Annotated in this window: 23 protein-coding genes; 11 read left to right on the top strand and 12 right to left on the bottom strand. The window is 68.6% G+C overall.

From position 1 onward, the window contains the following. Positions 1–264 precede the first annotated feature (264 nt). The 5 genes from IE178_RS21165 to dnaA form a co-directional block, all read right to left on the bottom strand. The gene (locus IE178_RS21165; protein WP_184764320.1) at positions 265–807 is read right to left on the bottom strand and encodes a DciA family protein; all 543 of its coding nucleotides are present in this window, start codon (positions 805–807) and stop codon (positions 265–267) included. Then, on the bottom strand, positions 804–1925 hold the full coding sequence (gene recF, locus IE178_RS21160) for a DNA replication/repair protein RecF (RefSeq protein ID WP_184764321.1): 1122 nt from the start codon (positions 1923–1925) through the stop codon (positions 804–806). Before recF ends, IE178_RS21165 begins: the two co-directional genes overlap by 4 nt. Before the next feature lie 74 nt (positions 1926–1999). Further along, positions 2000–2875, bottom strand: a complete 876-nt coding sequence (gnd, locus tag IE178_RS21155; protein WP_184764322.1) for a phosphogluconate dehydrogenase (NAD(+)-dependent, decarboxylating) — start codon at positions 2873–2875, stop codon at positions 2000–2002. A gap of 142 nt (positions 2876–3017) precedes the next feature. Continuing rightward, positions 3018–4148, bottom strand: a complete 1131-nt coding sequence (gene dnaN / locus IE178_RS21150; RefSeq protein ID WP_193513377.1) for a DNA polymerase III subunit beta — start codon at positions 4146–4148, stop codon at positions 3018–3020. Positions 4149–5239: 1091 nt separating this feature from the next. Continuing rightward, the gene (gene dnaA, locus IE178_RS21145; RefSeq protein WP_193513376.1) at positions 5240–7222 is read right to left on the bottom strand and encodes a chromosomal replication initiator protein DnaA; all 1983 of its coding nucleotides are present in this window, start codon (positions 7220–7222) and stop codon (positions 5240–5242) included. Positions 7223–7596: 374 nt separating this feature from the next. On the opposite strand from dnaA, the gene rpmH reads away from it, so the two are divergent. From rpmH to IE178_RS21100, 10 genes are all read left to right on the top strand, one after another. Further along, positions 7597–7734, top strand: a complete 138-nt coding sequence (gene rpmH / locus IE178_RS21140; protein WP_003956500.1) for a 50S ribosomal protein L34 — start codon at positions 7597–7599, stop codon at positions 7732–7734. A 21-nt stretch (positions 7735–7755) separates the two neighbouring features. After that, entirely contained in the window at positions 7756–8127 is a 372-nt protein-coding gene (rnpA, locus tag IE178_RS21135; protein WP_184764325.1) for a ribonuclease P protein component, read from the top strand. Continuing rightward, positions 8124–8498, top strand: a complete 375-nt coding sequence (gene yidD, locus IE178_RS21130) for a membrane protein insertion efficiency factor YidD (RefSeq protein WP_193513375.1) — start codon at positions 8124–8126, stop codon at positions 8496–8498. The genes rnpA and yidD overlap by 4 nt, the downstream gene beginning before the upstream one ends. A 3-nt stretch (positions 8499–8501) precedes the next feature. Further along, entirely contained in the window at positions 8502–9779 is a 1278-nt protein-coding gene (gene yidC, locus IE178_RS21125; protein ID WP_184764327.1) for a membrane protein insertase YidC, read from the top strand. Between the two features lie 15 nt (positions 9780–9794). Beyond that, the gene (locus tag IE178_RS21120) at positions 9795–10307 is read left to right on the top strand and encodes a Jag family protein (protein ID WP_184764328.1); all 513 of its coding nucleotides are present in this window, start codon (positions 9795–9797) and stop codon (positions 10305–10307) included. Between the two features lie 120 nt (positions 10308–10427). After that, positions 10428–11147 (top strand): 16S rRNA (guanine(527)-N(7))-methyltransferase RsmG, encoded by a 720-nt coding sequence (gene rsmG / locus IE178_RS21115; RefSeq protein ID WP_193513374.1) that lies wholly within the window; start codon positions 10428–10430, stop codon positions 11145–11147. Between the two features lie 6 nt (positions 11148–11153). After that, on the top strand, positions 11154–11294 hold the full coding sequence (locus IE178_RS36630) for a 2Fe-2S iron-sulfur cluster-binding protein (RefSeq protein WP_369075350.1): 141 nt from the start codon (positions 11154–11156) through the stop codon (positions 11292–11294). A gap of 197 nt (positions 11295–11491) precedes the next feature. Beyond that, positions 11492–12568, top strand: a complete 1077-nt coding sequence (locus tag IE178_RS21110; protein ID WP_184764483.1) for a ParA family protein — start codon at positions 11492–11494, stop codon at positions 12566–12568. After that, entirely contained in the window at positions 12565–13665 is a 1101-nt protein-coding gene (locus IE178_RS21105) for a ParB/RepB/Spo0J family partition protein (protein WP_193513373.1), read from the top strand. The genes IE178_RS21110 and IE178_RS21105 overlap by 4 nt, the downstream gene beginning before the upstream one ends. Positions 13666–13975: 310 nt before the next feature. Then, a complete protein-coding gene (locus IE178_RS21100) occupies positions 13976–14593 on the top strand; it encodes a GNAT family N-acetyltransferase (protein ID WP_193513372.1) in 618 nt (205 codons plus the stop codon). 86 nt (positions 14594–14679) lie between these two features. Here IE178_RS21100 and trxA read toward each other — a convergent pair whose 3' ends face one another. The 7 genes from trxA to IE178_RS21065 all read right to left on the bottom strand — a co-directional run bounded on the left by trxA (position 14680) and on the right by IE178_RS21065 (position 24475). Next, on the bottom strand, positions 14680–15012 hold the full coding sequence (trxA, locus tag IE178_RS21095) for a thioredoxin (RefSeq protein ID WP_030847066.1): 333 nt from the start codon (positions 15010–15012) through the stop codon (positions 14680–14682). Between the two features lie 44 nt (positions 15013–15056). Further along, complete coding sequence (gene trxB, locus IE178_RS21090) at positions 15057–16025, bottom strand: thioredoxin-disulfide reductase (RefSeq protein ID WP_184764332.1); 969 nt, start codon at positions 16023–16025, stop codon at positions 15057–15059. A 191-nt stretch (positions 16026–16216) separates the two neighbouring features. Continuing rightward, complete coding sequence (locus tag IE178_RS21085) at positions 16217–17134, bottom strand: anti-sigma factor family protein (RefSeq protein WP_193513371.1); 918 nt, start codon at positions 17132–17134, stop codon at positions 16217–16219. Continuing rightward, a complete protein-coding gene (gene sigM, locus IE178_RS21080; protein WP_184764334.1) occupies positions 17131–17856 on the bottom strand; it encodes an RNA polymerase sigma factor SigM in 726 nt (241 codons plus the stop codon). Before sigM ends, IE178_RS21085 begins: the two co-directional genes overlap by 4 nt. A 29-nt stretch (positions 17857–17885) precedes the next feature. Next, entirely contained in the window at positions 17886–19580 is a 1695-nt protein-coding gene (locus tag IE178_RS21075) for a protein kinase family protein (protein WP_193513370.1), read from the bottom strand. Between the two features lie 141 nt (positions 19581–19721). Beyond that, entirely contained in the window at positions 19722–22043 is a 2322-nt protein-coding gene (murJ, locus tag IE178_RS21070; RefSeq protein ID WP_193513369.1) for a murein biosynthesis integral membrane protein MurJ, read from the bottom strand. 44 nt (positions 22044–22087) lie between these two features. Further along, positions 22088–24475 (bottom strand): DUF6049 family protein, encoded by a 2388-nt coding sequence (locus IE178_RS21065; RefSeq protein ID WP_193513368.1) that lies wholly within the window; start codon positions 24473–24475, stop codon positions 22088–22090. Between the two features lie 196 nt (positions 24476–24671). Between IE178_RS21065 and IE178_RS21060 the strand changes: the two genes are divergently transcribed. After that, a complete protein-coding gene (locus tag IE178_RS21060; protein WP_438874395.1) occupies positions 24672–26138 on the top strand; it encodes a CCA tRNA nucleotidyltransferase in 1467 nt (488 codons plus the stop codon). Positions 26139–26224 lie beyond the last annotated feature (86 nt).

The following is a 26224-nucleotide window of genomic DNA, read 5'->3' as shown; positions in this document are numbered from 1 at the left end:
GGGGTTTGCGGGCACCTGAGTCCGCATGTGCCGCCCTCAACCGGTCTCGTCCGACTCCCGATATGCGGATGGGGGCTCCAAGAGCCCCACGAGGGCACTCAGCGCTTCCAGCCGTCAACCCTTGGCTACTTAAGAGTCAGGTCGCGATACGCGACCGCGTACGGGCGTACGACGAAACGGTCACCGGGGGTCCGAACCCACCGCTGAGGAGCAGTGATGTGATGTCAGTCACGTGTGGTGGAAGGGCCGGAAAAGGGCCACCGGTCACCCGTACGTGTCACCGGGCCCGGTGCTTCCGGGGGCGCGCAAGGGCCCGAAGCGACGGGCGGGACCACTGGGGCCGACGACCTTGATCAGCAGCACGGTGCCGTGGCCGAGGTCCTCGTTGAGGCGCGCGACCAGGGTCGGCGCGAGCAGCCGCAGATTGGTCGCCCAGGCCGTGGAGTCGCAGCGCACGACCAGCACCCGCTCGTCCTCGTCGTAGCGCTCCGGCTCGCAGTGCTTGGCCACGTCCTCGCCGACGATCTCCGGCCAGCGCCCCATCACCCCGCCCACCGCGGCCGGAGCCTCCCAGCCGCGCTCGGTGAGCAGCCGGTTGATCGCCGCGCCGAGAGCCATCGGGTCGCGGCGGTCGGCGCGCGCGCCGGAGCGCAGGCCGCCGCGCCGGGCCTGCTTCTTCTGCTGTGCCGCGTCGCCACGCGCGCGTGCCGCCTCCCTGGCCGCGCGCAACGCCACGCGCGCGAGATCGACACCGGAGGGCTCGGGGGCCTTCACGCCGTCACTCGTGGGCGCGCCGGGCTCGCTCATACGCGTTCCACCGTCCCCCCGGCCACCGCGAACCGGGCTCCGGCCAGCACATGGGGTACGTCGTCGTCGACGGCCGCGGTCACCAGGACCTGCTCCCCGGGCGCGACCAGCTCGGCCAGCCGCTCACGCCGGCGCGTGTCCAGCTCGGCGAACACGTCGTCGAGCACCAGCACCGGCTCGTTGCCCTCGGCGCGCAGCAGGTCGTACGAGGCCAGGCGCAGCGCCAGCGCGTAGGACCAGGACTCGCCGTGCGAGGCGTAGCCCTTGGCGGGCAGCTGGCCCAGCTTGAGGAGCAGGTCGTCGCGGTGCGGGCCGACCAGGGTGACGCCCCGCTCGATCTCCTGCTTGCGGGCCTCGGCGAGCGCGGCCATCAGCTGCTCGTACAGGTCCTCGCGCGTGTGGGCCTCGCCGGGCGCGGACGGCCGGTACTCCAGGGCGACCGGTCCGCCGCCGGGCGCGAGCTGCTCGTACGCCTTGTCGGCCAGCGGCTGGATCGCGGCGATGAGGTCCAGCCGCTGCGCCAGGAGCTCGGCGCCCGCCCGCGCGAGGTGCTGGTCCCAGACGTCGAGGGTGGAGAGGTCCAGGGTGCGCCCGCCGTGCCGGCGGGCCAGTGCGGCCGACTTCAGCAGGGTGTTGCGCTGCTTGAGCACCCGGTCGTAGTCGGAGCGGACGCCTGCCATGCGCGGGGAACGTGCGGTGATCAGCTCGTCCAGGAAGCGGCGCCGCTCGCCGGGGTCGCCCTTGACCAGGGACAGGTCCTCGGGAGCGAACAGCACGGTCCGTACGATCCCCAGCACATCCCGGGGCTTGACCTGCGAGGACCTGTTGATACGGGCGCGGTTGGCGCGGCCCGGGTTCAGCTCCAGCTCGATCAGTTGCTGCCGCTCGCCCTGGCGGACCTGCGCCCGGATGATCGCGCGGTCGGCTCCCATGCGGACCAGGGGCGCGTCGGAGGAGACACGGTGGCTGCCGAGGGTGGCGAGGTAGCCGACCGCCTCGACGAGGTTCGTCTTGCCCTGTCCGTTGGGCCCGACGAAGGCCGTAACCCCCGGGTCGAGCGGTACCTCGACCCGGGGGTAGGAGCGGAAGTCGGCCAGCGACAGATGCGTGACGTGCATGGTCGTTTCGCCGACCTCCCGCGGCGTAGTGGACCGCCCCGCGGTCCTGTGGATGCGTGGCGATGCCCTGTGGATTACTTCTTCTCGACCGCGTGGCCGCCGAACTGGTTGCGCAGCGCCGCGATCATCTTCATCTGCGGCGAGTCCTCCTGCCGCGAGGCGAACCGCGCGAACAGCGATGCGGTGATCGCCGGCAGCGGGACCGCGTTGTCGATGGCGGCCTCCACAGTCCAGCGTCCCTCACCGGAGTCCTGTGCATAACCCCGGAGCCCGTCCAGGTGCTCGTCCTCGTCGAGGGCGTTGACCGCGAGGTCGAGCAGCCAGGAGCGGATGACGGTGCCCTCCTGCCAGGAGCGGAACACCTCCCGGACGTCGGTCACCGAGTCGACCTTCTCGAGGAGCTCCCAGCCCTCGGCGTAGGCCTGCATCATGGCGTACTCGATGCCGTTGTGGACCATCTTCGCGAAGTGCCCGGCGCCGACCTTGCCGGCGTGCACCGCGCCGAAGTCGCCCTCCGGCTTGAGGGCGTCGAAGATCGGCTGCACCTTGGCGACGTTCTCCTTGTCACCGCCGTACATCAGCGCGTAGCCGTTCTCCAGGCCCCAGACGCCGCCGGAGACGCCGCAGTCGACGAAGCCGATGCCCTGGGCCGCCAGCTCCTCGGCGTGCTTCTCGTCGTCCGTCCAGCGGGAGTTGCCGCCGTCCACGACGACGTCACCCGGCTCGAGCAGCTCGGCGAGCTCGTCGATGGTGGTCTGGGTGGGCTCGCCTGCCGGAACCATCACCCAGACCACGCGCGGGCCGCTGAGCTTGCCCACAAGCTCCTGCAGGCTGTGGACATCGGCGAGGTCCGGGTTGCGGTCGTATCCGAGGACGGTGTGACCTGCGCGGCGGATCCGCTCGCGCATGTTGCCGCCCATCTTGCCGAGGCCGACGAGACCGAGCTCCATCAGTTGTGTTCCTTAGGTATGCGACGTGGCGTGACGGCACTTTCGTACCGGCGTCCGAGCCTAAACCCGGACGCCCGCGCACATCTGTGGGCATACGCGCTCATGCGCACGCCCTCACCTGCGGCTTTGCTCGGGCAGGTGCTCAGCCGCTGAGCCGGACCGGCATGATCAGGTACTTGTAGGCCTCGTTCGCCTCCGCGTCCACCGCCGGACGGCCGCTGAGCAGCGCGGGCTTGGTGGACGTGGTGAAGGACAGCTGGGCCACCGGGGAGTCGATGGCGCTCAGGCCGTCCAGCAGGAACGTCGGGTTGAAGGCGATCGAGATGTCGTCGCCCTCCAGCTGGGCGTCGACCCTCTCCACAGCCTGTGCATCGTCGCTGGAACCGGCTTCCAGGATGAGCACGCCCTGCTCGAAGCTCAGCCGCACCGGGGTGTTCCGCTCGGCGACCAGGGCCACGCGCTTGACGGCCTCCACGAAGGGTGCGGTCTCGATCACGGCGACGCTGTTGAACTCGGTCGGGAACAGTGTGCGGTACTTCGGGAGGTCGCCCTCCAGCAGCCGCGTGGTGGTGCGGCGGCCGGCGCCCTCGAAGCCGATCAGGCCCTCGCCCGCACCGGAGCCGGACAGCGCCAGGATCACCTGGTCCCCACTGGTCAGCGCCTTGGCGGTGTCCTGGAGCGTCTTGGCGGGCACCAGGGCGACCGCGGAGACCTCCGGGTTCTCCGGCTTCCACAGGAACTCGCGGACCGCGAAGCGGTAGCGGTCCGTGGAGGCCAGCGTGACGGTGTCGCCCTCGATCTCGATGCGCACGCCGGTGAGCACGGGCAGCGTGTCGTCCCGGCCGGCCGCGATGGCGACCTGCTGCACGGCGGAGGCGAAGACATCGCCGGGAACCGTGCCCGTCGCGTTCGGCATCTGCGGCAGGGCCGGGTACTCCTCCACGGGCAGGGTGTGGAGGGTGAACCGCGAGGAACCGCACACCACCGTCGCCCGTACACCGTCGGTGGAGATCTCCACCGGCCGGTTGGGGAGGGCGCGGGAGATGTCGGCCAGCAGGCGGCCGGAGACCAGGACCGTGCCCTCCTCCTCGACCTCCGCCTCCACCGAGACCCGCGCGGAGACCTCGTAGTCGAAGCTGGACAGGCTCAGCTGGCCGTCCTCGGCCTTCAGCAGCAGGCCGGCGAGGACAGGGGCCGGCGGACGGGCCGGGAGGCTGCGCGCCGCCCAGGCCACTGCCTCCGCGAGTACGTCGCGTTCCACCCGGATCTTCACTGTTGCCGCCTCCTGCTGTTGCCGGCGCTTCTCGCCCTGCCTGGCTTTCGTCGTCTGACTCGGTGTCGTCGGCCCCTGCGAGGGGAAGGACTCCGGGGACCAGTCTGACGCACCGCACTGACAGTAGGTGCCCCTCGGGGTCAAGTCGTGATGAGTGGCAGTCGGGGTCGAGACACCGAGTTGTGCACAGGGCCCCCTTCGAAACGGATTCCTCACTCTCTCTAGTCGGGAGTAGTAGTAGGGCCTGTGGATACCGTGGATAACCTCGTTTTCCCAGCTCAGCGCCGTGATTTTGTCCACCGGCCCTGTGGGCGGAGGCAGTGGACAACCAGGCGTATCTGTGGAGAACAGAAAGTTCTGCACACCCCGTGCACAGGTTGGGGCGAGTTCTCCCCAGCTCCGTCCCCAGCTTTGGAGGTCTTTCCCACAGCCCCCTTCGGCAACGTGATGTGACGCCTTTCACTCGCCCCGGTGAGGGAGCGCGTCGCGTTGCCGAACAGTGGACAGCCATGTGGAGAAGCGGGTGACCGCTGGGGACAACCGGCCCCTGCCTGTGGGTTGCCCGTGGACAACTTGGTGCACAGGCTGTGGATCACCGCTTTGTCCACAGTCTGTGGAGATCCTTCGTCCACGAATCCACAACCGGTTGACCTGCCCCGATGGTTCCTCAACAGGTTGAGCTGTGGACAGGATCGGGACAACTTCGCGGTCCCCAGCGTGTGGACGGGAAAAAGTCGCCCAATCTGTGGAGGGCGGCCGTAACCCGGCCTCGAAATCGAACAGCGGAGAGTGGCGCGGTGGACGGCGGCGGACGTCCGCGGGCGGCGAGGGGACCGCGGTCGGGTGTGACGCGCTGCGACGGACGGCGGCGCGGCGGGCCGGGCGGCCCGGTGGCGGGCCGTGGATGCCGGGTGCGGGCCGGGAAGGCAACCGACGGGGTGGACGCGGTCGGCGGGCCGTGGAGGCGGTCGGCGGGCTGAGGAATCAGCCCGCCGGGAGCGGGCGGGAGGCGCCGGGAGCGGGCGGGAGCACGAAGAAGGGCGCCCCCGGAACGATCCGGAGGCGCCCTCGACAACGAGGTCGGTGGGCCCTCAGCCGGCCTTGATGCGGTTGGTGAGCTCGGTGACCTGGTTGTAGATGGAGCGCCGTTCGGCCATCAGATTGCGGATCTTCCGGTCCGCGTGCATCACCGTCGTGTGGTCGCGTCCGCCGAACAGCGCGCCGATCTTCGGCAGTGACAGGTCCGTCAGCTCCCGGCACAGGTACATGGCGATCTGCCGCGCCGTCACCAGCGCGCGTCCGCGCGAGGTGCCGCACAGATCCTCGACCGTGAGCCCGAAGTAGTCGGCGGTCGCGCTCATGATGGCCGTCGAGGTGATCTCCGGGGCCGAGTCGTCGCCCCCGGGCATCAGATCCTTCAGGACGATCTCCGTCAGCCCCAGGTCCACCGGCTGCCGGTTGAGCGAGGCGAACGCCGTCACCCGGATCAGCGCGCCCTCCAGCTCACGGATGTTGCGCGAGATCCGGGAGGCGATGAACTCCAGTACCTCCGGCGGGGCGTTGAGCTGTTCCTGGACCGCCTTCTTGCGCAGGATCGCGATGCGCGTCTCCAGCTCCGGCGGCTGGACGTCGGTGATCAGGCCCCACTCGAAACGGTTCCGCAGTCGGTCCTCCAGCGTGACCAGCTGCTTGGGCGGCCGGTCGCTGGAGAGCACGATCTGCTTGTTGGCGTTGTGGAGCGTGTTGAAGGTGTGGAAGAACTCCTCCTGCGTCGACTCCTTGTCCGCCAGGAACTGGATGTCGTCGACGAGCAGGATGTCCATCTCGCGGTACCGCTTGCGGAAGCTGTCGCCCTTGCCGTCGCGGATGGAGTTGATGAACTCGTTGGTGAACTCCTCCGAGCTCACGTACCGCACGCGGGTGCCGGGGTAGAGGCTCCGTGCGTAGTGTCCGATCGCGTGCAGCAGGTGCGTCTTGCCGAGTCCGGACTCCCCGTAGATGAACAGGGGGTTGTACGCCTTGGCCGGCGCCTCGGCGACGGCGACCGCGGCCGCGTGCGCGAAGCGGTTGGACGCACCGATGACGAAGGTGTCGAAGAGGTACTTCGGGTTCAGCCGCGCGGTGGGTTCACCGGGGCCGGTCGCCGGCGCGGGCTGCGCGGCCAGCGGGCCGGGCGCGCCGCTGGTGGGCAGGTTCGGGCCCACCGGGCCGCCGCGGTGGACGTGCCCGGAGCCTGACGGCGGTTCGGGCAGCTCGCGGCGCCTGGGCTCGCGCTGGTCGTAGTCGCCCCGTGAGGTGTCGTAGTCGGAGCGCTGCTGGTCGTAGTGCGGTCGCTCCATCGGCTGCGGGCGGTAGTCCTGCGAGGGTGCACCGCCGTAGCCGTCCTGGGCGCCGTACGAGTTCTGCGAGCCGTAGGCGTCCTGCGACGGTGAGGCGTACGGGTCCCGCTCCGGGAAGCCGAGGCGCTGCTGCTGCCAGCCGTAGTCGTCCTGCGCCGGCCGCGGCCAGGCACCGGGCTCCGGGCGCTGGTACTCCGACGGGTAGGCGGGACGGGCCGTGGGGAGCTGGTCGCCGCCCGGACCCGGCTGCTGATCGGCGCGGCGACGGCCGTAGCCGTCGTACCCCTCGTAGGCGTCGCGCTCCGGCCGCTCCGGCCTGTCCTGCCGTTCGTGCCGGCCCTGCCTGTCCTGCTGCTCGAGGTGGTCCGAGCGGCCGGGGCGGTCCTGGCGGACGGCCGGAAGCTCCGGCTCCTCGTAACGCGGCTGGGGCCGGGGTGCCGGTGGGGCCGCGGGCTCGCCGACGGTGTCGTCGACGGTGATCGCGATCCGGATCGGACGGCCGCACTCACGGCTCAGGCTCTCGCTGACCACGGGGGCGAGGCGGCCCTCGAGCACACCCTTCGCGAACTCGTTCGGCACGGCGAGCAGGGCGGTGTCGGCGACCAGGGCCAGCGGCTGGCAGCGCCGGATCCAGTGTTCGTCCTTGCCCTCGACCCCCTGACCGCGGCCCTCTCCGAGTAGCTGCTCCAATACGCGTGGCCACACTGCGGCAAGATCGGCAGGTACGTCAGCCACAGGGCACGCTCTCTCACAGGTCCCTCGATCGTGTGATGCGAAGGACGGGTCGGGATGTAGATCGGGTGGTGGAGGGTCAAGGGAACGAATCGGAGTCCAGTCACGGTAGTCAGGGCGGCCGGTACGGTTCAAGTCGTTGTCCCCAGGCTGTGGACAAGGTCTCCCGGCGACCGCTGGTTTGACCGAATGGCGCAGCCGCGCGTACCGTAACCAGGTCGAGTTGTCGATGGCTGCTGCCGCCTGCCTCCGATGGGCACAGATCGCGCAAGGTGATCGGTCAGCGGTGCACTGGGGCGTAACGCGAGCTACTCGTGGGCGCACGGTGACAGCCAGGACGGCACCCCGCAAACACCGATTTCTTCTGGAGCCCCCGAGTGAGCAAGCGCACCTTCCAGCCGAACAACCGTCGTCGCGCCAAGACCCACGGCTTCCGGCTGCGTATGCGCACCCGTGCCGGCCGCGCGATTCTCGCGTCCCGCCGTAGCAAGGGTCGCGCCCGTCTGTCCGCCTGATACCGGTCAGGTCATGACGTCGTGCTGCCCACCGAGAACCGGCTGAGGCGGCGCGAGGATTTCGCGACCGCGGTACGACGAGGGCGCCGGGCCGGGCGCCAGCATCTCGTCGTCCACCTTCGAAGCGGTGCCACGGACCCGCATGCGCCTGGGGAGAGCGCTCCCCCGTCGCGTGCGGGTTTCGTCGTGAGCAAGGCCGTGGGAGGCGCGGTGGTGCGCAACAAGGTGAAGCGCAGGCTTCGCCATCTGATGCGCGAGCGAGTCGACCAGCTGCCCCCCGGTAGCCTGGTAGTCGTACGAGCGCTGCCCGGAGCGGGCGACGCCGACCATGTACAGCTGGCCCGAGACCTGGACGCCGCCCTGCAGCGGCTCCTGGGAGGGGGCGCGCGATGAAGTACCCGCTGCTGGCTCTGATCAAGCTCTACCAGTGGACGATCAGTCCACTGCTGGGGCCGGTGTGCAAGTACTACCCGTCGTGCTCCCACTACGGCTACACGGCCATCGACCGGCACGGTGCCGTCAAGGGCACAGCACTCACGGCCTGGCGCATCCTGCGGTGCAATCCGTGGTCGCTGGGCGGTGTGGACCATGTCCCGCCGCGTAAGCGTCCCCGGTGGCACGAAATGCTGCGTAACGCCTGGCGTGCACGCAAGGGCGGGACCATTGCCGCCGAACCGGCCACCGAAGGACAGACTCCTCCCACAAGTCCGACGAGTCCTTCGAGCCCGGCCGCAGAGACCTCGCCCCATGCCCAAGGAGCATGATTAGTGGACACGATTGCCAGCCTCTTCAGCTTCATCACGACACCTGTCTCCTGGGTCATCGTCCAGTTCCACAGCGTGTACGGCGCCCTCTTCGGCCCTGACACCGGATGGGCCTGGGGCCTGTCCATCGTGTCCCTGGTGATCCTGATCCGTATCTGCCTGATCCCGCTCTTCGTGAAGCAGATCAAGGCGACGCGCGCGATGCAGACGCTCCAGCCGGAGATGAAGAAGATCCAGGAGCGCTACAAGAACGACCGGCAGCGCCAGTCCGAAGAGATGATGAAGCTGTACAAGGAGACGGGTACCAACCCGCTTTCCTCGTGCCTTCCCATCCTGGCGCAGTCGCCGTTCTTCTTCGCCCTCTACCACGTGCTCAACAGCATCGCGTCGAACGACACCATCGGTGTGATCAACGACCGGCTGCTGGAAAGCGCGCAGAAGGCGCACATCTTCGGTGCCCCGCTCGCGGCGAAGTTCACGGACAGCGCGGACAAGGTCGAGGCGCTCAATTCCTCGCTGACCGATGTCCGCGTCGTCACGGCGATCATGATCGTCCTGATGTCGCTGTCGCAGTTCTACACGCAGCGCCAGCTCATGACGAAGAACGTCGACACCACGGTGAAGACGCCGTTCATGCAGCAGCAGAAGATGCTGATGTACGTCTTCCCCGTCATCTTCGCCGTGTTCGGTATCAACTTCCCGGTCGGTGTCCTCGTCTACTGGCTGACCACCAACGTGTGGACCATGGGCCAGCAGATGTACGTCATCCACAACAACCCCACGCCGGGTTCCAAGGCCCAGGCCGCGTACCTGGAGCGCCTCTCCAAGCACGTCACCCGGCACGGCAAGACCCGCAACCGTCGTGAGCGCGCCATCGTCAAGGCGATCGTCGCCAAGGGACGGGACCGCAACGAGTACGAGCGCAAGTTCATCAACGGCCTGAGCAAGGCGGGACTCGCGGCTCAGACCGACGGCATGGTGATCAAGAGCGAGAGCACCGTCGCCGCGCAGGCCGAGGACGGCACGCCGACCACCACCGGGGCATCCGCTCCCAAGCGTCAGCAGCCCAAGCGGCAGAGCAAGTCCCAGCGCCAGTCCGGTACGGCCAAGGCCGCAGGGGAGCCCACCTCGCTGACCAAGTCCGACGAGCCTGAGGACGACACCAAGCCCGCTGCCGCTGCCAAGAAGGGCAACGCCAAGCCCGCCGGCAGCACCCGCAGCAAGGCCCAGTCCGGACAGCGCAAGGGCCCGCAGCGGCCCAAGTCCCCGTCCAAGAAGTAAGAAGGAGTCCATCCCGTGACGGAAGGCACCACCGCCGCCGCTGCCGAGGGCGCAGACACCCTGACCCGCCTGGAGCAGGAGGGCGAGATCGCGGCGGACTATCTGGAGGGTCTGCTCGACATCGCCGACCTCGACGGTGACATCGACATGGACGTCGAGGCCGACCGCGCCTCCGTCTCGATCATCAGCGACACGGGCGGCCGTGACCTGCAGAAGCTGGTCGGCCGTGACGGTGAGGTGCTGGAGGCGCTCCAGGAGCTCACGAGGCTGGCCGTGCACCGGGAGACCGGGGACCGCAGCCGGCTGATGCTCGACATCGCCGAATACCGCGCCCAGAAGCGGACCGAGCTGTCCGAGCTGGGTGCGAAGGCCGCCGCTGAGGCCAAGAGCAGCGGCAAGCCCGTGAACCTCGACCCGATGACGCCGTTCGAGCGCAAGGTCGTGCACGACGCGGTCAAGGCTGCCGGCTTGCGCAGCGAGTCCGAGGGCGAGGAGCCGCAGCGCTTCGTCGTCGTGCTTCCCGCCTGATCGGCTCTACGTTCCACCGGCCCCGTCTGTTGCGCAGACGGGGCCGAACTTTGTCAGCCTGATAGTTCTGGTTCTGGTGTCGGCATCCCGTGTCGGCACGGTACGGAAGGACGGTCCCACGTGACGGAGGCAGCGGAGCTTCCCCCCGCGCCCGAGCAGGCCCGCGAGGTGTTCGGTGATCGCTTCGACGACGCGGTCCGGTACGCGGAACTGCTCGCCGAGGCGGGAGTGCAGCGCGGTCTGATCGGTCCGCGTGAGGTGCCCCGCCTGTGGGAGCGGCATCTGCTGAACTGTGCGGTGCTCTCCGAGGTCGTTCCGGAGGGCGTGACGGTGTGCGATGTCGGTTCGGGCGCTGGTCTGCCGGGCATTCCCCTGGCGCTGGTTCGAGAGGACCTCAAGATCACACTGTTGGAGCCGCTGCTTCGGCGCACCAACTTCCTGACCGAGGTCGTGGAGCTGCTCGGCCTGGACCACGTGACGGTCGTGCGTGGCCGTGCCGAGGAGGTCATGGGGAAGCTGCCTCCGGTGCATGTGGTGACCGCGCGCGCCGTGGCACCGCTCGACCGTCTCGCCACGTGGGGCATTCCTCTCCTGCGGCCGTACGGGGAGATGCTTGCGCTCAAGGGCGACACCGCCGAGGAGGAGCTGAAGAGCGCGGGCACGGCGTTGAGCAAGCTCGGAGCCGTGGCGACGTCGATCGTGCATGTGGGCGACGGTGTCGTGGACCCGATGTCCACGGTGGTGCGGGTCGAGGTCGGAGAGAGCCCGGGAGGTGTGCGGTTCGCGGCGAAGCGCTCGAAGGCCGCACGTACGGGACGGGCTCGGCGCCGACGCGGATAGTGGGCGATCCTGGTCCGAGAGTACGCAGTCCGATGGAGCAGGGTCTGTCCTGAGGGCCAGACGTACTCCACACAAGCTGCCAAACCCATGCATGTCGGAGTGTCGCGGCAGTGCCGCCTCGGCTGCTGTGCATCGTGTTTCACGTGAAACGTCGCTCACTGCTGCACGGCATCATCAGTCGGGGCCGCGCTGCGGCCGAACCCCGTGACCGGAAGCCTCTTGGTTCGCTCGGAGGGGCTCCTGTTCCCGACGAGACACCGGCCTCCTCAGGGGGCACGGAGTTGTCCACAGAGGTGGATTTCTCCACAGAACGTCAGGCCTCACTGGTTCACGACCCCGAAGGCATGGGAGGCTCTGTTCATTGCGAGCCTGAAGTCGAGGAGAGTGAATCCTTGCGGTCCGACGCCAACATCGCGGGACCGATGACCGATCCGGTCCCCGGTCCCCGTACCGAATCGACGGGGGCGGATGTTTCACGTGAAACACCACCTCCGATGGACGACACTCCCATCGGTCGTGCTGCCCAACTGGCGGTGGAGGCTCTAGGGCGAGCCGGTGAGGGCCTGCCGCGGCCCGAGCAGACCCGCGTCATCGTGGTCGCCAACCAGAAGGGCGGCGTCGGCAAGACGACGACCACCGTCAACCTTGCCGCGTCCCTGGCTCTGCACGGTGCCCGTGTCCTGGTGATCGACCTCGATCCCCAGGGCAATGCGTCCACGGCCCTGGGTATCGATCATCATGCCGAAGTTCCCTCCATCTATGACGTGCTGGTGGAGAGCAGGCCGCTGGCCGAGGTGGTCCAGCCGGTCCCCGACGTCGAGGGACTCTTCTGCGCACCCGCCACCATCGACCTCGCCGGTGCGGAGATCGAGCTCGTGTCCCTGGTGGCGCGGGAAAGCCGACTGCAGCGGGCGATCCAGGCTTACGAGCAGCCGTTGGATTACATCCTGATCGACTGCCCGCCCTCGCTCGGCCTGCTGACGGTCAACGCCTTGGTGGCCGGCCAGGAGGTTCTGATCCCGATCCAGTGCGAGTATTACGCGCTGGAGGGACTGGGACAGCTACTGCGCAACGTCGACCTGGTGCGAGGCCACCTCAACCCCGCCTTGCATGTATCGACGATCCTGCTCACCATGTACGACGGCCGGACGCGGCTCGCGTCACAGGTCGCGGACGAGGTGCGCACCCACTTCGGCGAAGAGGTACTCCGGACGAGCATTCCCCGCTCGGTCCGTATCTCGGAGGCGCCGAGCTATGGGCAGACGGTGCTGACTTACGATCCTGGATCGAGCGGTGCCCTCTCCTATCTCGAGGCGGCACGAGAGATTGCGCTGAGAGGCGTCGGCGTCAGCTACGACGCATCGCAGGCGCACATCGGCGCACAGAAGAATGATCCGACCATGGTGGAGGGCGTCCAGTGAGCGATCGACGGAGGGGGCTGGGCCGTGGTCTCGGTGCACTGATCCCTGCTGCCCCGACAGAGAAAACGGTGCCGCCGACCGCGGTGGGAGGCACGGCTTCCACGTCCCCTGCGGCGGTTCCGTTGCTGCCGAACGAGCGTGGGGTGGCTGCCGCGAAGGTGGCCACGCTGCCCTCTGTTTCACGTGAAACAGAGGAGCCCTCGGCGATGGGGGCTGCGGCGATGCCCGCGCCCCCCATGGGCGCTCACTTCGCTGAAATCCCCCTTGATGCCATCACGCCGAACCCCCGGCAGCCCCGTGAGGTCTTTGACGAGGACGCGCTGTCCGAGCTCATCACCTCCATCAAGGAGGTGGGTCTCCTTCAGCCAGTCGTCGTACGGCAGGTGGGACCCGCGCGCTATGAACTCATCATGGGCGAGCGCCGCTGGCGAGCCTGCCATGAGGCGGGACTCGAGGCCATCCCGGCGATCGTGCGGGCCACGGACGACGAGAAACTCCTCCTGGACGCACTGCTGGAGAACCTGCACCGTGCCCAGCTGAACCCGCTGGAAGAGGCCGCCGCTTACGACCAGTTGTTGAAGGACTTCAACTGCACGCACGACCAGCTGGCGGACCGCATCGGCAGGTCCCGCCCGCAGGTGTCCAATACGCTCCGTCTGCTGAAGCTCTCGCCGACCGTCCAGCGCCGGGTCGCCGCCGGTGTGCTGTCCGCAGGCCATGCCCGTGCGTTGCTGTCCGTCGAGGACTCCGAGGAGCAGGACCGGCTGGCCCACCGGATCGTGGCCGAGGGCCTCTCGGTGCGAGCTGTCGAGGAGATCGTGACCCTGATGGGCTCACGGCCCCAGAAGGCTCAGCGCTCCAAGGGACCGCGGGCCGGTGCTCTTGTTTCCCCGGCATTGACGGATCTGGCGACGCGCCTCTCGGACCGCTTCGAGACGCGGGTGAAGGTCGACTTGGGACAGAAGAAGGGCAAGATCACCGTCGAGTTCGCCTCCATGGAGGACCTGGAGCGCATTCTCGGCACCCTCGCTCCGGGTGAGGGACCCGTTCTGCAGAAGAGTCTGGTGGACGACGACGCCGAAGAGGCCGAGTCCTGAGCCGTCGGCTGATGCAGCCGAGCAGGGCGGACCGTGTCCGGTGTGTACCGGAAAACGGTCCGCCCTTTGCTTTTTGGCGGTATCGATGGAATCGCTTCATGGATACGATGCGTTCACATGTGGCGCATCCACCCGGCACTACCTCTGAGAGCAAGGCAGGGGCTATGCGAATGACGAGCCGCACCGGACTGGTGAGCGCAGGGCTGGGGGTGGGCGCCGTCAGCGGCTTCATCGGCAGCCTGCTCAGGGAACGGAGCACTCTGACAGCCGCCCGTGAGGCATCGGGCGTAGGAAGCGAGGAACAGCCTTCATGGGCCGTAGGCTCGTACCGCTCACGCTGGACAACCTTCAGGATCTCCCCCAGCGCTGTCGCTCGTGCATCTTCTGGGAGCTCGACCCCGTCAGCGGCGAGGCAGCAGTAAGGGCGGGCACCGCCGCGCTCGAGAAGGAGTCGTGGATCTCAGCCGTTCTTTTGGACTGGGGCTCCTGCGGCAGAGTCGTCTATGTCGATGACGTCCCCGTGGGCTTCGTCCTCTACGCTCCACCCGCCTATGTGCCGCGCTCCACGGCGTTTCCCACGAGCCCCGTGTCGCCCGACGCGGTGCAGCTGATTACCGCGTTCATCATGCCGGGGTACCAGGGCCAAGGGCTGGGTCGGGTGATGGTGCAGACGGTGGCGAAGGATCTGCTGCGCCGGGGCTTCAAAGCGATCGAGGCCTTCGGCGACGCCCGCTGGAAGGAACCGGCCTGCGTCCTGCCCGCTGACCACCTGTTGGCTGTGGGATTCAAGACTGTCCGACAGCACCCCACATACCCCCGGCTGAGGCTGGAGCTGAGGACGACACTCTCCTGGAAGGAAGATGTGGAGATGGCGCTGGACCGGCTGCTCGGAGCCGTGCAGAAGGAGCCGGCACTGCGTCCCCTCTGAGGACCTCATGCGAATGGGCCAGCCCACAAGGGCCGGCCCATTCGTGTTTCACGTGAAACATGTGCCGCCGGTGAGGCGGCCCACCGTCATTCGGCGATGAACTCCTCGAGGTCGCGAACGATCGCGGCCTTCGGCTTCGCACCAACGATGGTCTTGGCGACCTCGCCACCCTGGTAGACGTTCAGGGTCGGGATGGACATGACGCCGTACTTGGCGGCCGTACCCGGGTTCTCGTCGATGTTCAGCTTGACGATCTCGATCTTGTCCCCGTACTCGGAGGCGATGGCCTCGAGTGACGGAGCGATCTGGCGGCAGGGGCCGCACCAGGCGGCCCAGAAGTCCACCAGGACGGGCTTGTCGCTCTTGAGGACGTCCTGCTCGAAGGAATCGTCGGTCACATTCTTCAGGGTGCCGGCCACGGCGGGCTCCTTAACTGGTTGGTGCGTGGGGCGGGTGGTGGGGGTCAGACAGCGGTCTTCTCGGGCTCGGCCTGCTCTTCGTCGGCGAGAGCTGCGAGGAAGCGCTCGGCGTCGAGAGCGGCGGAGCAGCCCGTACCGGCCGCGGTGATCGCCTGGCGGTAGGTGTGGTCAACGACGTCGCCGGCACCGAAGACACCGGTGATGTTCGTGCGCGTCGAGGGCGCGTCGACCTTCAGGTAGCCCTCCTCGTCCAGCTCGAGCTGGCCCTTGAAGAGCTCCGTGCGCGGGTCATGGCCGATCGCGATGAACAGGCCCGTCACCGCCAGGTCCGAGAGCTCACCGGTCTTGACGTTGCGCAGCTTCAGGCCCGAGAGCTTCTGGTCGCCCTGGACCTCGGCAACCTCGCTGTCCCAGACGAACGAGATCTTCGGGTCGGCGAAGGCGCGCTCCTGCATCGCCTTGGAGGCGCGCAGGGTGTCGCGACGGTGGACGATCGTCACGGACTTGGCGAAGCGCGACAGGAAGGTGGCCTCCTCCATCGCGGTGTCGCCACCGCCGATCACGGCGATGTCCTGGTCCTTGAAGAAGAAGCCGTCACATGTGGCACACCACGAGACACCGCGGCCGGAGAGGGCGTCCTCGTTCGGAAGGCCGAGCTTGCGGTGCTGTGAGCCGGTGGTGACGATGACGGCCTTCGCCTTGTGTACCGTGCCGGCGGTGTCCGTGACGGTCTTGATATCACCGGTCAGATCGACGGCGACCACGTCGTCCGGAACGAGCTCGGCACCGAAGCGCTCCGCCTGGGCGCGCATGTTGTCCATGAGCTCGGGGCCCATGATGCCGTCCTGGAAGCCGGGGAAGTTCTCGACCTCGGTGGTGTTCATCAGGGCGCCACCGGCGGTGACGGCGCCCTCGAACACCAGGGGCTTCAGCGACGCACGGGCGGTGTAGAGCGCCGCCGTGTAGCCGGCGGGCCCGGAGCCGATGATGATCACGTTACGGACGTCGCTCACGGCTTAATTCCTCGTCTCTGGTCTGCGTCGGTCGACCGGGGGAGCTTCTCTCGTGACTCTCACCCCACCCAACGGATCCTAAGGGGCGCGCATTCCCGCTGTGCCCGGGCACACGATCACGGCCCTTTGGCGGCGTGGCGAGGCACCCACCGTACGGGAGACCAGGCAGGACGGAGACGAAGCGCCGGTCGTCAGGAGCGCGTGTAGGAGTGCTTCAGCAGGATCTTGGCCGCTGCGTCCGGAGAGGGGTTGTCGACACACGTCGCCTCAACGATGTACGCGGTCACACGGGTGTCGTCCGAGACATCGGGAAGCACGACGAGCACTGCTTCCTTCCCCTTGTACGTGCCCTGCTCGGTTGCGAGGGCGGCGTCATTACGGCCGATGCCTTCGCGCACACATTCCGGCACTGTGGGCTGCTTGAGGACCTTGGGGTTCGCGGCGCCGGACTCCGATTCCATCCCGAAGGGATGGGCCGAGCTGGACCCCTTTGCCTCCCCTGGGCTCTGCGCGAGGAGATCGGTGACCTGCTTCTCCAGTTTCCCTTCGAAGAAGGTGTCCGAAGCGGTCGCCCGACGCCCCTCATCGGGCCCCATGTCGTCGTTCAAGGAGGACAGGACCACCGACCCGAGCCCCAGAGCGGCGACGGTGAACACAGTCCCCAGAACGGCGACCCGTCGGCGTCCGCCTCGCAGGCGACCCTTGCGGCCCGGTCCGGTCGTGGCAGAGCGAGGGCGTCCGGTCGGCCGGTTTGGGGACGTCGATGTTTCACGTGAAACATGCGTCTGATCGTCGCCGGACGATACGGAAGCGGTGGCGAGGGGCTCCTCGGCCGCGACAGGCTCCGGCGTCGTGGCATGCAGCAGAGCCTCCGCGGCCAGCGCAGCGTCGATACGGCCCGCCACCTCGGCGGGCATGCGGGGCGGACCCGGCATCGTGCCGAGCAGATCGCGGATTTCCTCGAGCGAGGCATGGACGTCCGCGCAGAGCGCACACTCGTCCAGATGCCGGCGTACGGCAGCGCTCCGGGCGGACGGGAGGAGTCCTTCGGTGAGGTCGGAGATCTCCGCGACGTCCGGGTGCTCCGCCATGTCTGTCGTCGATGTCACGCTCGCCCACCTCCGCCCTTCACTGCAGCCGGGTCATTCGATTCTGCGTCCGGTGGATCCGCTCGCCGTGGACCCGCTGCGGGTGGGACGTCCGTCCCCTGCGTCCGGTTCCGTGCCGCACCCCGCTTCTTTCCCTCACCGGTGCCGTCCGGCCGTAGATGACTGAGCAAGGGCAGGAGTCTGGCTCTGCCGCGAGCGCAGCGGCTCTTCACCGTGCCGGTGGGCACGCCGAGGACGCGGGCGGCCTCCGCGACCGGGTAGCCCTGCATGTCCACCAGGACGAGCGCCGCCCGCTGATCGGCCGGGAGAGTACCCATGGCTTCGATGAGCTGGCGGTGCAGATCATTGCGCTCCGCCGGGGCCGAGGCGGACTCGTGCGGCTCCAGCAGCTGCTCCAGCCGCTCCGCGTCGTCGACCGGGGCGGTCTTCCGGGAGGCCGCCTTGCGCGCACGGTCCAGACAGGCGTTCACCGTGATCCGGTGCAGCCACGTCGTGACGGCCGACTGGCCACGGAAGGTGTGGGCGGCCCTGTAGGCGGATACAAGGGCGTCCTGGACGGCGTCAGCGGCTTCCTCGCGGTCGCCCAGCGTCCGGAGGGCCACGGCCCAGAGCCGGTCGCGGTGTCGGCGCACGAGCTCACCGAAGGCCTCGGGGTCGCCCTCCACATGGCGAGTGAGCAGCTCCTGATCACTCGTCCCGTCGTACGCTGCACCGTCCGCCATCGGCCCTCCTCCCCTCGTCGCAGAAGGCCTTAGCTGCTCACCTTGACGTCCATGACCCGACCGCGGAAGTTCCCGTCACTCGTCTGCGGCAGTTCTGTCAGCCACACCAGAAGGTACCGGGACTTGACCGCTTTCCCGGGCTTGAGGGTCACACTGGAGCCGGACCCCTCGGCGACCTTGGCGTAACCGTCGAAGGACGTGGGGCGAAACCCGTCGTCACCGGGGGCGGCACGCAGCTCGACCGATGTATGCCCCACGAAGGAGACGGTGACCTTCCCGACCTGCTGTACCTCGCCGAGGTCGACAATGACACCGACGCCGGGCTTGAGCCGGCCGAAGTCCGCACTCAGGTAGAAGTCCGTCTGCCAGTACGTGCCGGGCGTGTCGTCGTACACCTTGCCCACATCGCCTGGCTTCTCGGAACCGTCGCTGCCGAACGGGTCGAAGTCCTGTGCACCCCGAATGGCTATCGGCTTGCTGACCGGCTTCTCGGGGCTCTTGTCGTCCCCGTCCGTCGTCTGGGTCTTGTTCGTCTCGTCGGTCTCGCCGCCCTGTTCCATGAGGGCGTCCGCCAGTTGCCAGCTGCCCAGGCCCAGCGCGGCGATCAGCAGCGCCGAGACGGCCCACTTCAGTGCCTTTCCCGTGCGGCTCTGCAGCGGGGGAGGCGGAACCGGTGTCGGCTGGGTGATGCCGGGATGCGGTGCGGGCCGGCCGTAGGTGCCCTGTTGGTAATTGGTGCGCTGGTAGTCGGGCGGGCTGGTGAACGCGGGCTCCGGCGGGCGGATGCGGGGCATCTCGCCGATCGCCTTCACCAGTTCCTCCGGCGTGGTGCACGGGGACTCGTGGCGGGAGGCGGTGGCCCCGTCGTTGGCGAGCGCGCGCATGGCCAGCTCGGACAGGCCGCGGTGGACACCGGCCCGCACCTGGTCGGGCGGGATCAGCCCGATGTCCTTCGGCAGGCCGGACATGCCGTAGGCATCGTTCTCGTACGGCCAGCGTTGGGTGAGCGCCGCGTACAACAGGGCGCCGATGGACTCGGTGTCGGTGCGCTGTGGGGTGTCGGAGCTGATGCCGCGCAGCGCCGCGTTCACGGCGAGGCCCCGGATGCGCCACTGGCCGGTCGAGGTGCGCAGGACGGCGTTGGGATTCAGGCGCAGGTGGGCCAGGCCCTCGCGATGGGAGGCGGCCATGGCGGCGGACACCTGACTGACCATCTGGTAGGCGTCGTACACCTCCAGCGGGCCGGCCGCCAGGAGCGTGGTCAGTTCGGTGGCGTCGGGGAGCCATTCGTGCACGACGTAGACGACGTCGTTCTCCTCGACGGCGTCCAGGACCTGGACGAAGCGCGGGTCGCCCAGCAGGGCGGAGGAACGGGCCGCGGCCAGGACGGACCGGGCACGCGAGTGATCCGCGGGCAGGATGTGGACGCCGACGGCGCGGCGGAGCTTCTCGTCCACGGCACGCCAACTGCTGAACCCGTCCAGACGGGTGACGCACTCCTCCAGGCGGTAGCGTCTGGCGAGCTTGTGACCGCTGTGCAGTTCGGGCGGCGAGGTCTTCCCGGAACCGTCGGCCCCGATGCTCTCCTGTGCCTCGTCGCTGTCCGTGTCCCGCTCCCGGTTCTTGGCCACACCGTCGGCCGTGGACTGGTCCGCCTGTGCGGTCAGCGGCTGATCGCCGCTGTTGTCTGCCACGTCGACGGCAGCTGTGCTCCGTTCCGCCACCGTCGTTCCCTGCCTCCCCATCCATTGCGCGTCGGTCGGCGTCCGTCGCGCGCCGTCCGACGCCGAAACCAATTGTGCCCACAGTCCGCCGCTAAGCACGACACACAGCGGCTGATGATGGTTGTGCGCCTACCCCCTGCCTCAGCGTCCAAGGCGTCCGCGGACCATGCCGACCAGCGAGTTGACTTCCTCGATGCGCATCCGGCGGGCGGCCACAAAGAAGATCCCGAGCAGAACGGCCCCACCGGCCAGCAGTGCCGCGAATGATCCCACGACACCCTGGCCGAGCGTCTGGACGACTCCGTAGCAGGCCGCGCCGCTGAGCAGTGCGGCCGGAACGGAGGCGATGCACAGTCGCGCGTAGGTCCGCAGTACCCGGGCACCGTCCAGATCCCCGCCCAGCCGCTTGCGCAGTCGGCGCCAGGCGACGCCGACACCGATCACGTAGGCCAGGCCGTACGAGGCGGCCATGCCCACCACGGCCCAGCGGGCCGGGAGCACGACGAAACAGACGGCCGAGGCGACCGCGTTGCCCGCGGCCACGATGACCGTGTTGTAGAAGGGGGTTCGGGTGTCCTCGTACGCGTAGAAGGCCCGCAGGACGACGTACTGCACGGAGTAGGGGATCAGGCCGAGGCCGAACGCCATGAGCATGTAGCCCATGTTGGTGGCCGCTCCGATACCCGAGGAGCCGAAGATCAGCGTGCACATCGGAACGCCGAGCGCGACGAAACCGAAGGCGATCGGCACGATCGCGACCGCCGTGGTGCGCAGGCCCTGGGAGATGTCGTCGCGGACGGCGCCGCCGTCCGCCTCGGCCGCCGAGCGCGAGATGCGGGGCAGGAGGGCGGCCATCAGGGAGACGGTGATGATCGCCTGGGGCAGGCCCCAGATGAGCTGGGCGTTGGAGTAGGCGCTGAAGCCGGTGCCGGCGATGTCCGTGTCCTTGACCGACGCGGTCGCCAGCTGGGTGACCACCAGCGCGCCCGCCTGGTTGGCGAGGACGAAGAGGATCGTCCACTTGGCGAGCATGGCGGCCTTGCCGAGACCGTGGCCCTTCCAGTCGAAGCGCAGACGGATGCGGAACCCGGTTTCGCGGAGGTAGGGGATCATCGCCAGGGCCTGGACCACCAAGCCGAGAAGGACGCCCACGCCGAGCAGCCGCTCGCCCTCCGGGGGGATGTTCTCGACGGTCATTCCGGAGTCGGCGGCGGTGCCGTAGACCCAGATGAACGTGCCGAGCGTGACGATGATGACGATGTTGTTCAGGACCGGAGTCCACATCATCGCGCCGAACCGACCACGGGCGTTGAGGATCTGACCCATCACCACATGGACGCCCATGAAGAAGATCGAGGGCAGGAAGAAGCGGGTGAAGGTCACCGCGACGTCGTTGGCCGCCGGGTCGGTGGCGACCGGGACCGACAGCGCGCGCACCAGGAGCGGAGCGGCCAGCCACGCGAGCGCGGTGAGCGCGGCCAGGGCCACCATCACGAGCGTCAGCAGACGGTTGGCATATGCCTCGCCGCCGTCGTCGTCGTCCTTCATCGCTCGCACGAGCTGCGGTACGAAAACCGAGTTGAGGCCTCCGCCGACGGTCAGGATGTAGATCATCGTCGGCAACTGGTAGGCGATCTGGAACGACTCGCCCAGCAGGGCCAGGCCCAGTGCGGAGACGATCATCGCGGACCGGATGAACCCCGTGAGACGGGACACCATCGTGCCGGCCGCCATCACGGCGCTCGACTTCAGCAGCCCCCCGGCACGGCCGCCCTTCTTCGGGGCGGGGACGGGAACCGGCTCGGGTACGGGAGCTTCGGCGGCGGGCGGTGGCGTGGCCCCCGCGTAGTGGCCGGGTGACGAGGACGGGCCGGGCACCGGCGCGGCCTCGTAGGGCTGTCGGGCTCCCACCGGCTGCGGGCCTGGGTATCCGGTTCCGTGCGGGTCGGGGTACCCCCCGCCCTGCTGCTGGTCCGGGAAGGCACCATTCTGCTGCTGATCACGGAAGAGGTGAGCGAAGGCGTCCGGCTCCTGGCGGTGGTCGCCCGCCTGGCCGACCAGGTCGTCCACGCCCACGAACTGTGTGGTGCGGGGGTCGTCGCCGTACGGGAGGTACTGCGTCGGACCGTCCGGTTCCGGCGCGGGGGTGGGGGCCCACACCCGGGGGTCGGGAGCGTAGGGCGACTGGGGCGGCTGTCCGTACAGGGGCTGCTGGGCGGAGTATGTGCCGGGAGGGGGCGGCGGGTGGGCGGCGCGGTCGTAGAGCGCCTCGGCCACCGGGTCCTGGGCGGCGATGTCCTGCGCCCGGTAGGGATCCTGGTCGTAGGCGTCCTGGAGGTACGGGTCGGCGGGCGGCTGCGGCACCTGGTCGTGCCCGGGCGGCGGACCCTGCGAGGGGTCCGACTCGGGGTAGCCCGAGTTGCCCGCGGCATGGCCGCGGTCACCGTCGTACGGCGCGTTCATGGTTACCCCACCTCATCGTCCCGGGCCCACCGGCCACGACATCCTCAACGGTCCACTCTCTCACCCGTGCCGGACGGGCCGGCGCTTTCCGGTGCGGTGTCCGGGGCCGGGTCACTCGGCTGCTCCGGGCCGTCTGCCCGCGAGCCCGGCTCGGACTCCTGGGTGAGACGCTCCCCGGGAGCCGCCGGGTTCTGCGGGCCGTCCACGTCCTCGCCCGCCTCGTCATCCTGCTCTTCCGCCTCCCGGGCCGTGGCCCGCTTGCGCTGGGTGTACATCCGGAAACCGGCGAGAACGAGCAGCAGCACGCCACCGCCGATGACCAGCATCACCGTGGCGGTGATCTCGGTGACCTTCACGTCGAACGTGACGGGCTCGCCGTACTTCTGGCCGTCCTGCGTGTACAGCTGGGCGACCACCGTCGCCCGGCCGTTGGCATTGGCGGACGTGGTGAACTTCACCGACTGGCTGTGGCCGCCGGAGACCGCGACGGGCTGCTCCTCGTAGGAGTCCCCATCGATCTCGAGACGGGTCGGGTTGGTCGAGGTGAGTCGGAGCACCAGGTGCTCGACACCCTGCACCAGGTTGTTCTGGACCGTCACGGGGATCGTCGCACTGCGGCCGGAGAGTTTCGTCTCCGACTTGTCGATCAGCCTCACCTGACCGATGAGCCCGTCCAGATAGGCCTCGATGCCGCTGCGGTAGATCGCCGCCTCCGACTGCCGGCCCCGCCACGACGCGGCCATCCCCCGGTTCAGGGCGCGTCCGAACGGGGTCACCACCCGGGACTGGTCGGAGAGGATCACCTTGAACTTGTCGAGCTTGGCCTGCGTCCTCGCGATCTGCTCGAACGTCGACCGCGGCAGCTCGTGCTTGCGCAACGAGGAGGGGTACGAGGAGCCCGAGGGGACCTTGGTGGCGGCCGCGGGGTCCGGTTTGGCTTTGGCGGCCGACGTGAGGTCCTGCGACTCGGACCAGGACCCGCCCTGGAGGATGGCGAGGGCCTCGGCCATCGTCTGGGCCTGGCTCGCGGTCGGCGTGCGCTGCGGCGCGACGACCACGCTGCGCTGCTGATCCGTCTGCAGGCCCAGGGTCAGGCTCTGGGCCAGGAACCGCTGCACCGCGAGCGTGGACGCGGACGCCTGGGTCATGTCGCCCTGGAACGCGGTGGACAGCGGGGCGTCTGCGACGACGGCCGTGGTGCCGCCGCCGATGGGGCGGGGCGCGGAGGGCGTGTACGACAGGCCGCCGGACTCCTCGAAGGAGTCGCTGCGGGCGATGACCTTGTCGGCACCGGCGGATGTGGCGACCTTCACGATGGAGGGGTCGACGGCGCCGTTGACGGGCCAGGCGAAGTCCGTGGTCGGCTTCACGTGGAGGATCGAGTCGACTGTGCCGGAGGCGACGTCGGAGGCTTCCTTGAGGTGGCTCAGCGAGCCGGTGACGGACGTGCCGTTGTGGGCGAGAGAGGCCAGGTCGGGATCGCCGAACGGCAGCGCGACGACCTCCTTGTCCGCCACCGCCTTCTGCACCTCGGTGAGCCAGCGCTTGGCGACCGACTGGTGGGCGCCGACGGTGGTGTCGTCACCCGCGCCCGGGATTTCGTAACGGTCGGTCATCGCCTCGACGGACGCCAGCAAGTCCGGATCGATCACCCATGTGACGTCGAGATCCTTGCCCAGCGCGACCATCCGGTCCAGTCGGCCACCCGGGGCGATCTCCTTGGCGAGTTCGTCGTCGTGGAAGACCGGTGTCTGCCGCTCGTCCGAACCCGTCTCCGCCGTCATGTGGACTGTGGAGATCAGAGGCCACATGAACGTCGTCTTGGTTTTGGTGCCGGCTTCCTCGGGCTGCCATGGCAGGAACGTCCGCTGGACGCCGAGGGTCTGCTCCCACGGTTGCGCGGAGGTCTGCCCGGCGAGTGAGACGGCCAGCTGATAGACGCCGTCCTTCCCGAGGTCCAGTTCGTCCACCGGCACGGAGAGGGTGAAGGGCTGCGAGACGCCCGGGGTGAGCCTGGCGAACTCCTTGGCGTACTTGTCATCGACCTCAGGGCCGACGGCGCTCTGAACGTCGTCGCTGTTCCTGGCGACGGTGTCGATCCCCGAGCGGGTGTTCAACGGCGGCCCGACACGCAGACCCACGTGGGCGTCGGTGACGGTCTGCTTGCCCTTGTTGGTCACCGTTCCGGACACGGTCACGGTGTCGCCCTCGGTGGGGGCACCGGGGGTGAGGGAGTTCACCGATACGGACACCGAGCCCGGACCGGAGACGGCCTGCGACTCGTCCGGTGCGGCCGCGTCCGCGGGGGACGCGGCCGGAAGCTGCATGAGCCCGGCCAGCAGTGGCGCTCCGGCCAGCAGGGCTCCGGTGCGCCGCAGCCAGCGGCGGGCAGGTGAGGGACTCGTCCCCTGGAAGTCTGCCTCCTCGGCCACGCGCTCGCCCGTCCCTCGTCGTCGTCAGTGGTCGTCGGAATGTGCGTCCACGCATGGTAACGATGCGCGCTGAGGGGAAGTGCCGCGGACCGGCCCGCGAGATCGGAGGACGCGGGCCTTGTCCATGTATGACGGGGGTGTCCTCGCACGTAATGGGGGAGCTCCCGGCCGTTCGGGCCACGTACCCTCTTTTGTTGTGCCGAACGCCAACGAAGAAACCAGTGCCCTGAGCCAGGTGCAGGACCGCGCCGTGAGTGAACTGCTGCGGGTCGCCCCTGTCGCCGACGACCTCGCACGCCGCTTCCAGGAGGCCGGGTTCTCTCTTGCCCTGGTCGGCGGCTCGGTGCGGGACGCACTGCTCGGCCGCCTCGGCAACGACCTGGACTTCACGACCGATGCCCGCCCCCAGGACGTATTGAAGATCATGCGTCCTTGGGCGGACGCCGTCTGGGACGTCGGAATCGCCTTCGGTACGGTCGGTGCGCAGAAGGAAGCCCGTGTCGGAGACAGTGATCGCAGCTTTCAGATCGAGGTGACCACCTACCGGTCGGAAGCGTACGACCGCACCTCGCGCAAGCCGGAGGTGTCGTACGGCGACTCCATCGAGGACGATCTAATCCGCCGTGACTTCACGGTGAACGCGATGGCCGTCGCACTTCCGGAGAAGCGGTTCGTCGATCCGCACGGCGGTCTCGAAGATCTCGCGGCGGGTGTGCTGCGCACGCCGGGTACTCCCGAGGCTTCCTTCTCGGACGATCCACTGCGGATGATGCGAGCAGCCCGGTTCGCCGCTCAGCTGGACTTCGAGGTGGCACCCGAGGTCGTCGCGGCGATGAAGGAGATGGCCGGGCGTATCGAGATCGTCTCCGCCGAGCGCGTACGGGACGAGCTGAACAAGCTGATCCTGTCCGCGCAGCCCCGCACAGGGTTGTCGCTGCTCGTGGACACGGGGATTGCCGAGTACGTACTGCCCGAGCTGCCGGCCCTGCATCTGGAGAGGGACGAGCACCACCGGCACAAGGACGTCTACGAGCACACGTTGATCGTCTTGGAACAGGCGATGGCTCTTGAGGACGACGGCCCCGATCTGACCCTTCGCCTGGCGGCCCTGCTGCACGACATCGGCAAGCCGCGCACACGGCGCTTCGAGAAGGACGGCCGCGTCTCGTTCCACCACCACGAAGTGGTCGGGGCGAAGATGACGAAGAAGCGGATGACGGCACTCAAGTACTCCAACGAGCTGGTGAAGGACGTCTCACGTCTCGTCGAGCTTCATCTGCGCTTCCATGGCTACGGCACCGGGGAGTGGACGGACTCCGCCGTCCGCCGCTACGTCCGTGACGCCGGACCGCTCCTCAGCCGACTCCACCAGCTGACGCGCTCGGACTGCACCACGCGCAACCGGCGCAAGGCCACCGCGCTCTCTCGTGCCTATGACGGCCTGGAGAAGCGGATCGCCGAGCTTCAGGAGCAGGAGGAGTTGGACGCCATCCGCCCGGACCTCGACGGCAACCAGATCATGGAGATCCTCGGCGTCAAGCCGGGCCCGGCCGTCGGTCAGGCGTACAAGCACATGCTGGAGCTCCGGCTGGAGAACGGTCCGATGGGGCACGACGCGGCGGTGGCGGCACTCAAGGAGTGGTGGGCCGGACAGCAGGGCTGAGAGCGGGAAACGGGGTCATGTTTCACGTGAAACATGACCCCGCCGAACGTGCGGAGGGGCGGTGTTTCACGTGAAACACCGCCCCT

Origin of the sequence: Streptomyces griseoloalbus, from assembly GCA_014650015.1 — a bacterium.
GTDB lineage: Bacteria > Actinomycetota > Actinomycetes > Streptomycetales > Streptomycetaceae > Streptomyces > Streptomyces griseoloalbus.
Note: the sequence above shows the minus strand (reverse complement) of the source record. Positions and strands in the feature narration are given on the sequence as shown.

What these genes read in the sequence shown, in the direction of transcription:
- recF (WP_184764321.1), bottom strand. Translation starts at nt 1,925, where the DNA reads ATGCACGTCACGCATCTGTCGCTGGCCGACTTCCGCTCCTACCCCCGG.
- IE178_RS21110 (WP_184764483.1), top strand. Translation starts at nt 11,492, where the DNA reads ATGGGAGGCTCTGTTCATTGCGAGCCTGAAGTCGAGGAGAGTGAATCC.
- murJ (WP_193513369.1), bottom strand. Translation starts at nt 22,043, where the DNA reads ATGAACGCGCCGTACGACGGTGACCGCGGCCATGCCGCGGGCAACTCG.
- IE178_RS21100 (WP_193513372.1), top strand. Translation starts at nt 13,976, where the DNA reads ATGGGCCGTAGGCTCGTACCGCTCACGCTGGACAACCTTCAGGATCTC.
- IE178_RS21165 (WP_184764320.1), bottom strand. Translation starts at nt 807, where the DNA reads ATGAGCGAGCCCGGCGCGCCCACGAGTGACGGCGTGAAGGCCCCCGAG.
- yidD (WP_193513375.1), top strand. Translation starts at nt 8,124, where the DNA reads ATGAAGTACCCGCTGCTGGCTCTGATCAAGCTCTACCAGTGGACGATC.
- sigM (WP_184764334.1), bottom strand. Translation starts at nt 17,856, where the DNA reads ATGGCGGACGGTGCAGCGTACGACGGGACGAGTGATCAGGAGCTGCTC.
- gnd (WP_184764322.1), bottom strand. Translation starts at nt 2,875, where the DNA reads ATGGAGCTCGGTCTCGTCGGCCTCGGCAAGATGGGCGGCAACATGCGC.